Origin of the sequence: Phenylobacterium sp., assembly GCF_020402505.1 — a bacterium.
Classification (GTDB): Bacteria; Pseudomonadota; Alphaproteobacteria; order Caulobacterales; family Caulobacteraceae; genus Phenylobacterium.
Window position 1 is genome coordinate 1 of the sequence record NZ_JADBZL010000026.1, and the last position, 13,855, is coordinate 13,855.

Annotated in this window: 12 protein-coding genes; 3 read left to right on the forward strand and 9 right to left on the reverse strand. The window is 69.1% G+C overall.

Annotated features, from left to right (window positions below; genetic code table 11):
- Positions 1-13 precede the first annotated feature (13 nt).
- From IM632_RS02390 to IM632_RS02405, 4 genes are all read right to left on the reverse strand, one after another.
- A protein-coding gene (locus IM632_RS02390; protein WP_296483506.1) for an IS630 family transposase occupies positions 14-956 on the reverse strand; the annotation gives its coding sequence in 2 pieces (ribosomal slippage) (positions 14-619 and positions 621-956; 942 coding nt in all).
- 214 nt (positions 957-1,170) lie between these two features.
- Entirely contained in the window at positions 1,171-1,719 is a 549-nt protein-coding gene (locus tag IM632_RS02395) for a hypothetical protein (RefSeq protein WP_296485127.1), read from the reverse strand.
- 116 nt (positions 1,720-1,835) lie between these two features.
- Complete coding sequence (argJ, locus tag IM632_RS02400) at positions 1,836-3,275, reverse strand: bifunctional glutamate N-acetyltransferase/amino-acid acetyltransferase ArgJ (RefSeq protein ID WP_296485130.1); 1,440 nt, start codon at positions 3,273-3,275, stop codon at positions 1,836-1,838.
- Positions 3,272-4,246, reverse strand: coding sequence for a peptidyl-prolyl cis-trans isomerase (locus tag IM632_RS02405; RefSeq protein ID WP_293515983.1), 975 nt, complete (start codon positions 4,244-4,246; stop codon positions 3,272-3,274). Before IM632_RS02405 ends, argJ begins: the two co-directional genes overlap by 4 nt.
- Before the next feature lie 226 nt (positions 4,247-4,472).
- Between IM632_RS02405 and secA the strand changes: the two genes are divergently transcribed.
- Complete coding sequence (secA, locus tag IM632_RS02410; protein ID WP_296485133.1) at positions 4,473-7,229, forward strand: preprotein translocase subunit SecA; 2,757 nt, start codon at positions 4,473-4,475, stop codon at positions 7,227-7,229.
- Between the two features lie 15 nt (positions 7,230-7,244).
- Here the strand turns inward: secA and IM632_RS02415 are convergent, their stop codons facing one another.
- From IM632_RS02415 to IM632_RS02425, 3 genes are read right to left on the reverse strand one after another with little or no spacing between them, the layout of a single operon-like run.
- Entirely contained in the window at positions 7,245-7,601 is a 357-nt protein-coding gene (locus IM632_RS02415; protein ID WP_296485136.1) for an ArsC family reductase, read from the reverse strand.
- A gap of 11 nt (positions 7,602-7,612) precedes the next feature.
- A complete protein-coding gene (locus IM632_RS02420; protein ID WP_296485139.1) occupies positions 7,613-7,990 on the reverse strand; it encodes a nuclear transport factor 2 family protein in 378 nt (125 codons plus the stop codon).
- Positions 7,991-8,005: 15 nt separating this feature from the next.
- A complete protein-coding gene (locus IM632_RS02425) occupies positions 8,006-9,013 on the reverse strand; it encodes an SDR family NAD(P)-dependent oxidoreductase (RefSeq protein WP_296485141.1) in 1,008 nt (335 codons plus the stop codon).
- Positions 9,014-9,161: 148 nt separating this feature from the next.
- On the opposite strand from IM632_RS02425, the gene IM632_RS02430 reads away from it, so the two are divergent.
- Positions 9,162-10,925, forward strand: coding sequence for an alginate export family protein (locus IM632_RS02430; protein ID WP_296485143.1), 1,764 nt, complete (start codon positions 9,162-9,164; stop codon positions 10,923-10,925).
- Here IM632_RS02430 and IM632_RS02435 read toward each other — a convergent pair.
- Together IM632_RS02435 and IM632_RS02440 are read right to left on the reverse strand one after the other, a co-directional pair.
- The gene (locus IM632_RS02435) at positions 10,919-11,263 is read right to left on the reverse strand and encodes a hypothetical protein (protein ID WP_296485145.1); all 345 of its coding nucleotides are present in this window, start codon (positions 11,261-11,263) and stop codon (positions 10,919-10,921) included. The genes IM632_RS02430 and IM632_RS02435 overlap by 7 nt on opposite strands.
- 75 nt (positions 11,264-11,338) lie before the next feature.
- Entirely contained in the window at positions 11,339-12,328 is a 990-nt protein-coding gene (locus tag IM632_RS02440; protein ID WP_296485148.1) for an NADPH:quinone reductase, read from the reverse strand.
- 151 nt (positions 12,329-12,479) lie between these two features.
- On the opposite strand from IM632_RS02440, the gene IM632_RS02445 reads away from it, so the two are divergent.
- The coding region (locus IM632_RS02445; protein WP_296551976.1) for a biotin carboxylase N-terminal domain-containing protein at positions 12,480-13,855 on the forward strand (1,376 nt) is incomplete at its 3' end.

Consider the following 13,855-nt stretch of genomic DNA (forward strand, 5'->3'; position numbering starts at 1 on the left):
GAGCATGACTCTTTTAGATGGAACCGTAACCTGAGTTTCTGAGGTAGTTGGCGCACTCTTTTGGGGTGAAGGCTTCGATGAGGTCTCCGACTTTTCGCCAGGTGGCTTCGATGTTGCGGGGTTGGGTTTGTCGCATGCCGTGCTTGAGCTTGGCGAAGACCTGTTCGATCGGGTTGAGGTCTGGGCTGTAGGGCGGCAGGAACAGCAGATGAGCGCCCCGGGCTCGCACAGCGGCCCTGGCGGCCTTGCCCTTGTGGCTGCCGAGGTTGTCCAGCACCACGACATCGCCGGGCGACAGGGTTGGGGCCAGGATCTCTTCCACATAGACAGTGAAGAGCTTGCCGTTGATCGGCCCGTCGATCACCCACGGTGCATCAATGCGATCATGGCGCAGGGCGGCGATAAAGGTCTGGGTCTTCCAGTGTCCGAAGGGGGCATAGGCTTTCAGGCGTCGCCCTCGCGGTCCCCAGCCCCGCAGGGGCGCCATATTGGTTTTGACCCAGGTTTCATCAATGAAGACCAGTCGTTCAAGGGCGATGCGGCTCTGGTAAGCTTTCCAGCGGTCGCGTTTGCGCGCCACGTCAGGCCGCGTCTGTTCCTCGGGCAGCAGGGTTTTTTTTGAAGCTCAGCCCTTCGGCGTGAAGGAACACCCACACCGCTCGCGGATCGGTCTTGATCCCGCGTTCGGCCAACTCTGCGGCCAGACCCCGCAGCGTGAACCGCCCGGACCCAATCCGCGCACGCAGCCAGTCGGCCGTGTCCCCCGACAGCGTCCGGGGCTTGTGCCCGCCCATCTGAGCGGGAGCCACCGATCCGGTCTCCCGCTCGCGCTTGGTCCACTTTGAAACGCAGGAGGGCGAGATATGTAGCCCCGCCGCTATCTCTCGGTTGGTCTCTCCAGCCGCCTTGCGCGCCAAAGCCCGTTCGCGAAGATCCATGGAATACGGAGCCGCCATCCTTGCTGACCTCCTCCAGCAGCAAGGGTGAATCACATCAGACCCGATTTGAGAATCCAGATTCCGCTAAAACACATCCCGCTCTAGGGCGCCGAGAGACATCCGCGCTCTGATCCAAATCGCACCGACAAGGGGGCCAAGGGCAGTTGAGCGGCGACTTGAACCGGAGCCGGCTGCGATGATCGACGCCAGGCTCACGCCTGTCCAGCGGCCTTCAGCCGCCTTCCGGGCGCGGGAACAGACGACCGAGATCGCCGATCCGGGTCTCCGCTCCGGCCACGAGGATGTCCGCCGCCTCCCAGGGCCGCTCGCGGGCGAAGACGGCCGCTTCCCGGGCGTCCCATTCCCGGGCCCAGAAATCCGGCATGTCCGGACCATCCCGTTGGGCCACCCGGAGCGGCCGGGTCTCCGTGCGGCTCTGAACCCAGATCCTGAGGTCGTAGAGGGCCCTGATATCCGGGCGCATCGAGAACAGCCCTTCGACCAGGACCACCGGGCCGCAGATCTCGGTGGGCGCCCCGATCGCGCGGGTGCTCCAGTCGAAAGGGCGCGGACGAGCCAGGCCCTGCCCCCGAAGCCCCTCAAGGGTGGTCCGGATTTCATCCCATCGCAGGTGCTGCAGGGGAAAGGGATCGAGGGGCGGGAAGGGGTAGGCCGCGAAGAACTCATCCATCCCGAGATAGGTTGCGTCCGGCTCGAGCCGGTCCAGGAGCCCCTCCCCCAGTGCGGTCTTGCCGCCGCAGCCCCATCCGTCGATCGCCACCAGGGCGGTCCGCCCCGGCGCCGCCAGGCCCCGGATCCTGTCCGCCAGGGCGTCAAGGAAGTGCGCCGGGTAATGACCCGCCGCGCCCGCGCGTCTCGGAAGTCGCGATCGCCAGGCTATGAGCGGTAGTCCCCGTTGATGGCCACGTACTGCTTGGTCAGGTCGCAGGTCCAGACGGTGGCGGAGCCGCGGCCGACGCCGACGTCGACGCTGACCTCAAGCTCAGATTTCTTCATGTAGGCGCTCATCTTCTCCTCGTCGTAGGTGGGAGAGATGAGGCCGTCCTGAGCGGCGACCAGGGGCCCGAACTCGACCCTCAGCCGGGTGCGGTCGATGGGCTCGTCGGCCCGGCCGACCGCCATGACAATCCGACCCCAGTTGGCGTCCTCGCCGGCGAAGGCGGTCTTGACCAGGGGACTCTCGGCGATGGTCCGGGCGATCTTGCGCGCCGAGGCCGGGCTCTCGGCGCCGGTGACGTTGATGCGCACGAACTTGGTCGCGCCCTCCCCGTCCCGAACCAGCTGCAGGGCGAGGTCGAGGAGAACCGCCTCGAGCTTTTCGCGGAAATCCGCCAGCCGCCGGTCGCCGGCCCGGCTGATCTTCGGCGCACCGGACTGGCCCGTGGCGAACAGGAGCAGGGTGTCGTTGGTGGAGCGGTCGCCATCCACGGTCACGCAGTTGAAGGTCGAGCGCGTGTAGAGGCTGGCGAGGTTCTGAAGGGCCTTCGGGGCGATGTCGGCGTCGGTGGCGACGAAGGCCAGCATGGTGGCCATGTCCGGGGCGATCATCCCCGAGCCCTTGCAGATGCCGGCGATCCGCACCGTCTTCCCGTCGATCTCGGCCTCGGCGAAGGCCCCCTTGGGAAAGGTGTCGGTGGTCATGATGGCCCGGGCGGCGCCCGCCCAGCCGTCCGCCGACAGGGCGGCTTCCACCTCGGGGAGGCGCTGGGTGATCTTCGCGTCATCGAGCAGGACGCCGATGACGCCGGTGGAGGCGATCATCACGTCGCGCTGGCGGCAGTCGAAGCGCTTGGCCACGGCGGAGGCGACCCGCCGGGCGGCGTCCGCCCCGGGCTTGCCCGTGAAGGCGTTGGCGCAGCCGGCGTTGACGACCAGGGCCCGGGCGTCTTCGCCCTGCGACTGGGCAAGCGCCCTGCGGCACCAGTCGACGGGGGCGGAACCGACGCCATGCCGGGTGAAAACCCCCGCCACGCTGGTTCCCTCGGCGAAACGCATGACGAGCAGGTCCTCGCGGTCGTGCTTGTAGAAGCCGGCCCGCCCGGTCGCGAGCTCTACCCCGTCGATGGGCGGGATGCGCGGGAACGGGACCGCAAGAGGCGAGACCGGGAGTGCGCCTTTCGCCGGCGCCGCGGGCGCTTCGGCCGGATCGTCAAAGGCCCGGGACTGGCGATCGGCGCGCCGCAGGGCGGCCCGCTTGATCGCCGAGGCCAGGGGGTCCAGCGCCCGCTCCAGAGTCTGGCCCACGGCCTCCACGGGCTTGGCGGCGGAGCGACGGCGTGAGGGTCCGGCCTCGGGCGGCGTCGGCTTGCGGCTCATGGCGGGGTCCCCTCCGTCTTATCCCTGGGCTTGTCCTTGTCTTTGTCCTTGGGCGCGGCTTCCGGCGTTGGCGTCCCGGAAGCAGGCTCACGCGGCTGCCCGGGCACATCCGGCGTGGTCTTGAGGAAGGTCTGGACCTTGGCCTGACCCCGAAGCTTCTCCAGGAGGTCCCGGACCTGGTCATAGGTCAGGAAGCGGACAATCTGCGGTCGCGCCGCCTCAAGGCTAATGGGCTGTTCCGGCCTGCGGTCCTCGATTCTCACGAGCGCCCACCCGCCTTCAACCTGAAAGGGGCCGATCGTCTGTCCCGCCTTGGCGGTCTTCAGAGCCGCCTCGTAGGAGTCCGGCATGATGTCGGCGGTAAAGTACCCGAGATCGCCGCCGTTGAACCGGGTGGCGGCGTCGAGAGACCGCTCCATGGCCAGGGCCTCGAAGGAGCCCCCCGAGGCCAGAAGCTTGCGGATCGCCTCCGCCTCGGGCTGGGTCGCCACGACGATCTGACGCGCGCGGATCTCCTCCGTCTGGCGGGAAAGCCGGACCTGCTCCTGGTAGAGACTGCGGATGGCCGGCTCACTGATGGCGCCGGTGACGGTGGAGTCCACCACCAGGTCCGCCAGGATGCGCTCCCGGGCGGCGGCGAGCCGCCGCTGGACGGCGGGGTCCTTGTCCAGCTTGCGCCGGGCAGCCTCAGCGGCCAGCAGTCGCCGGTCGATCACTTCGTCGGTGGTGCGTCGGAACTGTTCAGAGGACGGATCGAGGGGCTCACCCTCACCGATCAGGCCCTGGGCGACAGCCTCGCGCTTGACGTCAGAGGTCCAGACCGGGACTCCATTAACCCGGGCGACCACCACGTCGCCGGCCTCAGGTGGCGATTCCGAGCGTTCGCGTCCCTGGCATCCGGCCAGGCCCAGACAGGCGACGGCCAGAGCGCTCAGAAAAAGACGCGGGAGGGTGGCGGATGCGACCATCATCATGCCGTCGGGTATCCCTGCGGAAACGAACCGGAGACTGTCCCTAGACCTTCCGGCGCGCCCTGCAAAGCGCAGCGACCGAGGCATACGCCGGGGGGGCCTGCGTTGACAGTCCGAGGGGCGCTGCTTAAGTCACCCCCACCCCGGGGGAAGCGGGTTTTCCGGGTTCCTGGCAGGCCTCGCCGAAGCGCCGCCCCCTCATCCCGCACAGGTCCGGATTTATCCCTTGAGCATCTTCCAGCGACTCTTCGGCTCGTCGAATGACCGCAAGGTCAAGGCCATGATGGCCCGGGTGGCCCGGATCAACAGCCTCGAGCCCGCGATGCAGGCGCTGAGCGACGAGGCCCTGCGCGGCAAGACCGTCGAGTTCCGTCAGCGCCTCGGCCGGGGCGAGACCCTGGACCAACTGCTGGAGGAGGCCTTCGCCGTGGTCCGCGAGGCGGCGCGGCGGGTGCTGGGCCAGCGCCACTTTGACGTCCAGCTGATCGGTGGGATCGTCCTGCACCAGGGCGGCATCGCCGAGATGCGGACCGGCGAGGGCAAGACCCTGGTGGCCACGGCCCCGGTCTACCTGAACGCCCTGCCCGGGGACGGGGTCCACGTCATCACGGTGAACGACTATCTCGCCCAGCTGCACGGCGACTGGATGGGCCAGGTCTACCGCTTCCTGGGCCTCTCGGTCGGCGTGATCGTCCACGGCCTGAGCCAGGGGCAGCGAAAGGCCGCCTACGCGTCGGACATCACCTACGGCACCAACAACGAGTTCGGCTTCGACTACCTGCGAGACAACCTCGTCTACGAAATGGATGAGATGGTGCAGCGGGGCCACAACTTCGTCATCGTCGACGAAGTGGACTCCATCCTGATCGACGAGGCCCGCACGCCCCTCATTATCTCGGGGCCCACCGAGGACCGGTCCGACTTCTACCGGACTGTAGACGCCCTGGTGAAGGAGCTGATCAAGGACCGCTCCACCTTCGACCATGACGAGAAGCAGAGGCAGGTCATCCTCACGGAAGAGGGCGCCGAACGGGTCGAGGAAATGCTGCGTGCGGGCGGGCACCTGGAGGAGGACACCACCGGCCTCTACGATGCCGCCAATGTGTCCGTGGTCCACCACGTGAACCAGGCCCTCCGCGCCAACGTCCTCTACACGCGCGAGAAGGACTACATCGTCCGGTCTGGCGAGGTGATCCTGATCGACGAGTTCACCGGCCGGATGATGCAGGGCCGCCGGCTGTCCGAAGGCCTCCACCAGGCCATCGAGGCCAAGGAAGGCGCCCACGTCCAGCCCGAGAACCAGACCCTGGCCTCGGTGACCATCCAAAACTATTTCCGCCTCTACAAGAAGCTCTCCGGCATGACCGGGACGGCCGCCACCGAGGCCCAGGAGTTCGCGGACATCTACAAGATGGACGTGATGGAGATCCCGACCAACCGGCCGGTCGCGCGGATCGACGACGACGACGAGGTCTACCGGACAGAGGACGAGAAGAACCAGGCGATCCTGAAGCAGATCGAGGACTGCTACATACGCGGCCAGCCCATCCTGGTGGGCACCGTCTCGATCGAGAAGTCCGAGGCCCTCTCCACCCTGCTTCACGCCCATGTTTTCGAGGTGGACGGCAAGGTCCAGAAGGGCATCCCGCACAATGTCCTGAACGCCCGCTATCACGAGCAGGAGGCGATGATCGTCGCCGACGCCGGCATACCGGGCGCGGTGACCATCGCCACCAACATGGCGGGCCGGGGCACCGACATCCAGCTGGGCGGCAATATCGACATGCGGGTCCTGCGCTGGCAGGACGAGCAGCGCGGCCTCGGCATCGAGGTGAACCCTGAGCAGGTGATCTCACGCAAGGCCGAGCTCGAGGCCGAGATCGCGGACCTCAAGGCCCAGGCCCTCGCAGCCGGCGGCCTCTTCGTGCTGGGCACGGAGCGCCACGAGAGTCGGCGGATCGACAACCAGCTGCGCGGCCGGACCGGCCGCCAGGGCGACCCGGGCCGGTCCAAGTTCTTCCTGTCCTGTGAGGACGATCTGCTGCGCATCTTCGCCGGCGAGCGCCTGGACGCCATCATGCGCACCTTCGGGGTGCAGGACGGCGAGGCCATTACCCACAAGTGGCTGAACAACGCCATCGCCACCGCCCAGAAACGCGTCGAGGCGCGCAACTACGAGATCCGCAAGAACCTCCTGAAGTACGACGACGTGGTCAATGACCAGCGCAAGGCGGTCTTTGAGCAGCGCGCCGAGTTCATGGCCGACGAGGACCTCTCGGACGTGGTGACGGAGATGCGCCGGGACACCATTGGCGACCTCGTTCGGCGTCATCTGCCGCCCAAGGCCTATGCCGAGCAGTGGGATCTGGAGGGCCTGGCCGAGCAGACCCGCTCCATCCTCGGCCTCGACGTTCCAGTCGCCGAATGGGCGGCCGAGGAAGGGATCGCAAACGAGGAGTTCGAGGAGCGGCTCATCGCCGCCTGCGACGCCCGGGTGCAGGAGCGCGAGGCCCTGATCAGTCCCGCCCAGATGCGGACCATCGAGAAAAGCTTCCTGCTCCAGACGGTGGACCTTCAGTGGCGCGAGCACCTCACCCACCTGGACCACCTGCGCAACGTGATCGGCCTGCGCGGCTACGGCCAGCGCGATCCGCTGAACGAGTACAAGACCGAGGCCTTCTCCCTCTTCGAGAAGCTGTTGGTGGACCTGCGGCACAATGTGACGCGCTGGCATATGACGGTGGAGTTCCAGTTTGCCGACCCTCAGCCGCCGGCCGCCGCTTTCCAGGAAATCCACCTCGACCCCCTGACCGGCGAGAACGCCGCACAAATGGGGGTTCTGCCCGAGGGACTTTCCCCCGAGCAACGCCAGGCCCTGCCCTTCTCCGCCCTGCCGGCGGGCTGGCAGCAGACCGGGCGCAATCAAGCCTGCCCCTGCGGTTCCGGCAAGAAGTTCAAGCACTGTCACGGGGCGCTGGTCTGAGGCCCCGGCGGGCGTTCAGGCGGCTTCCCTGAACGCCGCCTCGTAGAATTCCGGCCGGAAGCCGAGGACCCTCCGGTCGCCGAGGTCCAGCAGGGGCCGCTTGATCATCGACGGCTGGGTCAGCATCAGGGCGATGGCCCGCCCGGCGTCGAGGTCCACGCGGTCGGCCTCGGGCAGCTTGCGGAAGGTGGTCCCGGCCCGATTCAGGACCCGCTCCCAGCCGAACTCATCCACCCAGGCGGAGAGGCGCCCCGCGTCGATCCCCGAGACCTTGTAGTCATGGAAGACGTAATCCTTCCCGTGCGCCGCCAGCCAGGCCCGCGCCTTGGCCACCGTGTCGCAGGCCTTGATGCCGTAAAGGGTCGGGATCATCGGATCGCGCCTCAGCTCGTGGTCGCAAAGGTCTCGGTCTCGATCATCCACTGACCCGTGACCCGGCGCCAGACCGCAAGGTAGGGGCCTGACTGGGGCGGGGCGTCCTTCCATCCCGCCGTCCAGCGGCCGTGCTCGGCGGCGCGTCGTCCTGCGGTGTCCACCTCGACGCGCTCCGGCGTCCGGACATAGCCGCCGAAACCCGGGTCCGCGAACTGGCTGGCGAAGGCGGCGAGGATGGCGTCGCGGCCGGTGATGACCGAGCCGTCGCCGGCGATCACCACCGCTGTGGCCAGGAAGACCGGCCCTAGCCGCGCGGTCTCCCGACCGGCGATGAACCGGTTGGTCAGCCGCCGGCGGGCGCGGATGGCGTCCGCAGGGTCGATCATGTCCCCGGGACGCCCCTAGTAGGCCGTCCAGCCGCCGTCGGTGGCGTAGACGCCGCCGGTGAAGTTGGACGCCTCGGGCGACAGCAGGAACAGCATCATGGAGACCTGTTCGCCCACCGTGGCCGGCCGCTTGTTGGAGTCCGTGTAGGACAGGAGGCTGTCGATCTTCAGCCGGCCCATGGTCGGGCCCTTCTGGTCCTTCATCGAGGCCGCCACCAGGATCCCGGCGCGCTCGACCATCGGGGTGTCCGTGGCCGCCATGTTCACCGAGTTCACCCGGATGCCGTAGGGCGCATAGTCGATGGCGGCGTTGCGGGTCAGGCCGGTGACGGCGTGCTTGCTGGCCACGTAGGCCGGGTTGCCCGACAGGCCGGTCAGACCGGCTATGGAGCCGACATTGACGATGGCGCCGCCCCGGCCCTGGGCCAGAAGCTGGCGCAGCTCGGAGCGCATGCTGCGGAAAACGCCGGCGGTGTTGATCCGCACAACATTGTCGAAGTACTCGTCCGACGCCTCATGGATGGGGGCGAAGACCAGCTTCTTCTGGCGGGCGTAGTCCACGGGGTCGCCCGAGAAGACGCCATCCATCACTCCGGCATTGTTGAGGGCCAGGTCCAGGCCGCCGAACCTGTCGACCGCCGCCTTGACCATGGCGTCGCAGACCGAGGTCTCGGACACGTCGCCGTAGACGAAGACGGCCTTGCCGCCCGAGGCGTTGATCTGGTCGACCACGGCCTGGCCCTGGTCCTTGATCCAGTCGACGCCGACGATGTTGGCGCCTTCCTTGGCCGCGCGAATGGCGGCCGCAGCGCCCATGCCCCTGGCGCAGCCGGTGACGATGAGGGTCTTGCCCGTGAACCGGCCGGGGATGACGTACTCGGGGTCCACCGGGGTCATGTCCTTGACCCCGACGCCCTTGGCGCCCTTCGGCCCCACCTGGGCGGAGGCCGGCGGGGCGGTCGCTGCGGCGGTCGCGGCGGCGCCGGCGATCGCAATGCCCTTGAGGATATCCCGACGTTCCATTTGCTGGTCCCTTCTCCCTGGCGTGGACGGAGCCGCCCACCTGTACGTTTCTGGACTATTCCTTCATCCTGTCTCAACTACAAGCTGCGCGCGGACTTGCGGGGAAGGGTCCCGTTGCGGAGTCCAAGCGCAAGAAGGGCGAAGACCGATGGCGCAGCGCATCCGGGTCATGATGCCGGGTCCGGGCCGGATCGCCGGCCTGTTGACGCTTGCCGTCGCCGCGCTTGTGCTCGCCGCGTCGCCGCAGGCGCGGGCCCAGTCGGCCGGCGTGTCCGATCCCCTGAACGGGGCGGCGATCGAGGCGATCCGCGTCGTGGTGGTCAATCCCGGCCCGGATGCCGCCGTCGCAGACCGTGTCGCGGATTCCGTCCGCAGGTCCCTGGCCCTCTTCCCGGGGGCCCGCTTCTCGAAGGAGGCCTTCGACCTGCAGCTGGCCCGGGCCCGCCGGACCGCAGAGGTCGGCGGCCTCGATTATGACGTCAGCCTGGGCTCGGCGGGCGGCGTGGATGTCGAGGTCCGGGTCACCCTGGGCGACTCCGCCGCCAGCCGCGAAGGCCGCGGGCGGCTCGCCGGCGATCCTGACGCAGGCTCCCTTCTGCTTGACCGGAACGGGACCTACCTCGTCGGCAAGTTCGACGCCCTCGGCCTCTACTACGCCAACAACAATTCCTGGTACGGCCAGCCCGGACCCCTGCTGGCCGGCAACCCCCTCGTCCAGGGACAACCCTCGGGCGCCGGCTACCGCGACTGGGCGGAGGCCTATGTCCACTACGGGGTCTACGGGATCACCCCCCTCTCCAAGCAGGTCTATCTGTATGGCGGCCTGAGCGGCATTACCGCAGCCTCCAGCGGGGATGAGCTGTTCAGCAGCAAGACGCGCACCCACACCGGCCTCGAGGACGCCTATGTCGGCCTTGTCGGCGGCTCCACGGACGCCTCCGGGAACCGGCTGGTCTACAACCTCTCGGCGGGCCGCCAGAAGTTCACCCTGGCGAACGCCTTCCTCATCGCCAACACGGCGGCCAACGGGCACGACCGGGCCGCCCTGCAGGCCAACGCCCGCTGGGCTGCGGACAATCTGGTGCTCGCCCAGGTGGCCTACAACCGTCTGCGCCTGGAGGCCTTCCACCTCGATCCCGACGAACTCCCGATCCTGGACTCCGGGACCCGGCTGGCCGGCGTGAACGCCGAGTTCCGCCCCTCCCCCGACTGGATGGTCGCCGCCAGCTATGTCCAGGCCACCGACGGGCGGGCCGCCTATTACGGCCCGACGGGAGCGCTGGTGGGCGTGCGCAAGGGCCTGCGGGTCTACGACGCCCGGTTCACCTATGCGCCGGCCGAGTCCCGGCAGGGTCCCTTCGGCGGCGCGGAGATCGCCCTGCAGGAGAATACGGACTTCCCGATGAAGGCCAGGGCCGGCTGGGCCGAGCTGGGCTATCGCTGGCCGGCGGCGACCTGGTCGCCCTCCGTCAGCTACCGCTACTCCTACTTTTCAGGGGATGACCCGGCCACGTCCGCCTTCGAGCGATGGGACCCCCTGTTCTCGGGCGGTAACGGCGAGCAGTGGGTTCAGGGCGCCAACCACTTCAAGGTGGTGCAGGACAGCAATGTCATCGCCCACCGGATCCAGCTCCGGCTGAAGCCGGACCCGCGGGTCGAGATCGTGCCCCAGCTCTGGACCTTCAGGGCTGCGGAGGCGAACAATATCGGCGGCAACCCCGCCCTGTCCTTCCTCAACAGCCGCGACTACGGCCGGGAGGCGAACGTCACCGCCAAATGGTTTGTATCCCGGAAGATCTACGTCCACGGCCACCTGGCCTACACCCAGCCCGGCGACGCGGTGAAGCGGGCCCTCCCGGACAAGCCGGACGGCTGGTTCAGCGTCCTGATGTTCGTGCGCTACGCCTACTGACGGCGCGGAACGGGGCCTAGCCGGGCGGCGCCTTCCTCGAAGGTCCTGCGGGCGTCGCCGCAGAAGTCCGGGCCGAGCAGGGGCGCCTGTGACGATGTGGAGACCGCCGCCGAGGCGATCCCGTGGCCGAAGGCGGCGGCGAAGTCGAAGGCCGCGTCTGCGCCGTGCTGGCGCTGCACCTCTGCGGCCATGCTGCGGACCCTGGCGTCGAAGGCGTCCCGCTGGGTGCCCGGCGTGCACTGGTGCGCGACGCCCGCGAAGAAGCCGAGCCGGGGAACCTCCGTGCGGGGAAGCGCGGGCTGGGTGGCCACCGCGGTGGCGAGGATCACGGCGAGCATGTCGGGAACTCCCTCAGGGGACGGAAGGGCCAAGTCTGGCAGGCGCCCCCGCCAGCGCGCAACCCCCGCCAGGGATCAGGTCGAAAGGGGCTCGACGATAACCGTGCCCGCCTTGGTCCCGGACTCCACCTGCTCGTGGGCGGCGGCGCAATCCTTCAGCGGGTGCCGGCCGGCGACCGGCAGGATGCGCGGGCCGGTGGAGATCCAGTTCAGGATGTCCGACTGGGCCCGACGACGCGCCTCATGCGGGCTGACCGGAAGGTAGACCCCGTGGACGTTGAGGTTCAGCCGCATCAGGTCGCCCGCCGGGACGAGGGGCCGGGGCTCTCCCTTGGTGGCGTAGAAGGCGATGGAGCCATTTCCCTTCACGCAGGCCAGGGTGACGGCGAGGTTCCCGCCAAAATCCACATCCACCACATGATCGACGCCGGCGCCGCCGGTGAAGTCGCGCACCGCCGCCGCCACGTCCTGTGTCCGATAGTTGACGACAAGGTCCGCGCCGGCCTCCCGGGCCCGGGCGGCCTTGGCCTCGCTGCTCGCGGTGGCGACGACGCTCGCCCCCGCCCACTTCGCCAGCTGGACGGCGTAGCGCCCCACGGCCCCCGCGCCTCCGGTGACCAGGACCGTGCGCCCCTGCACCGGACCGGCGACGAAGAGGCTGCGGTGCGCCGTCATGCAGGGAATGCCAAGGGTCGCCCCCTCGGCGAACGACACCCCGTCCGGCAGGGGCGTGACGAGGTCGGCGTCGAGCTCGATGTACTCGGCGGCCGACCCGAAGGCGCGTCCGTTCCTCTGGCCGTTGTAGAACCAGACGCGGCGTCCGACCCAGTGGGACGGGGTCTCCGGCCCCACCGCTTCCACCACCCCGGCGCCGTCGCTGTTGGGGACGATCCGGGGGTAGGCCATGGGCGCAGGACCGGCCCGCATGCCGGCGTCGGAGGGGTTCACTCCGGAGGCGTGGATGCGGATCAGCACCTGCCCGCGTCCCGGCGACGGGGTCGGGATCTCCCCCAGCTGGAGCACCTCCCGGGCCGGACCCGTCCGTTCGTACCAGACCGCTTTCATGTCGCAGGCGCCCTCACCAGACCCGATGCAGGTCAGCCTAGACCAGGGCCGGAGCCCAGGCGAGCTCCGGGGCTGGCGTCCTGCGGGGGGTTGGATGCTATACCGGCTCCCGAGGCCGCCCAAGACGGCCCGACCGTGGGAAGGAAACCCGATGCCCAAGCGCCTCCTGATCGCCAATCGCGGCGAAATCGCCATCCGGATCGCCCGCACCGCCGCCGACCTCGGGGTGGAGACCGTCGCGGTCTACGCGTCGGATGACGCCGCCTCGCTCCACGTCCGGGCGGCGGACGCGGCGGTCGACCTGGGCAAGACAGGGGTCCCGGCCTACCTCGACATCGAGGGCCTGGTCGCAGTGGCGACGGCTGCAGGCTGCGACGCCGTCCATCCGGGCTATGGCTTCCTGAGCGAGAACGCCGGCTTCGCCGAGGCCTGCGAGGCCGCAGGTCTGGTCTTTGTGGGTCCCAGGCCCGAAAGCCTCCGTATCTTCGGCGACAAGGCTGCGGCGCGGGCCCTTGCCGAAACCTGCGGCGTTCCGCTTCTGGCCGGGATCAGCCGACCGGTCTCGCTGGAGGAGGCCCAGGCCTTCATGGCTGGCCTGGGCGCGGGCGGCGCCATCATGCTCAAGGCGGTGGCCGGCGGCGGCGGCCGCGGCATGCGGCCGGTCAGCGACCCTGCGGCGCTTGCCGCCGCCTTCGAACGCGCCGCCTCGGAGGCCAAGACCGCCTTCGGTTCGGGCGACCTCTATGTCGAGGAGCTGATGCCCCGCGCCAGACACGTGGAGGTCCAGGTCCTGGGCGATGGCGAGGGCGGCGTCATCCACCTCTGGGACCGGGAATGCTCGCTCCAGCGCCAGCGCCAGAAGGTGATCGAGATCGCCCCCGCCTTCGGCCTGCCCGACGCCCTTCGTCGGGACATGCTGGAGGCCTCGGTGGCGCTGGCCCGGGCGGCCGGCTATCGCGGTCTCGGGACGATCGAATTCCTGGTGGACGCCAGCCCGGGCGCCGCACCGCGCTTCGCCTTCATCGAGGCCAACGCCCGCCTGCAGGTGGAGCACACCGTCACCGAGATGGTCCTGGGCCTGGACCTCGTGGAGCAGCAGCTGCGCATCGCCGATGGCGCACGCCTGGCGGACCTGGGCCTTGCCGACGGCGCGCCGGCGCCGCAGGGCGTCGCCATCCAGGCGCGCGTGAACCTGGAGACCATGACCGCCGACGGCGGCTCGCGGCCCTCGGGCGGCGTCCTCGCCGCCTACGACCCGCCCTCGGGGCCAGGGGTGCGCGTCGACGGCTATGGCTACGCCGGCTACGCCACCTCGGCCCGGTACGACTCCCTCCTGGCCAAGGTCATCACCCACGGCCGCGACCTGACCGCGGCGACGGCCCGCGCCCGGCGCGCCCTTTCGGAGTTCAAGATCGCCGGGGCGAAGACCAATATCGGCTTCCTGCAGGCCCTGTTGGCCAGCGACGCGCTTCCCTCGGGGACCCTGCACACCCGCTATGTCGAGGAGCATGCGGAGACCCTGCTCGC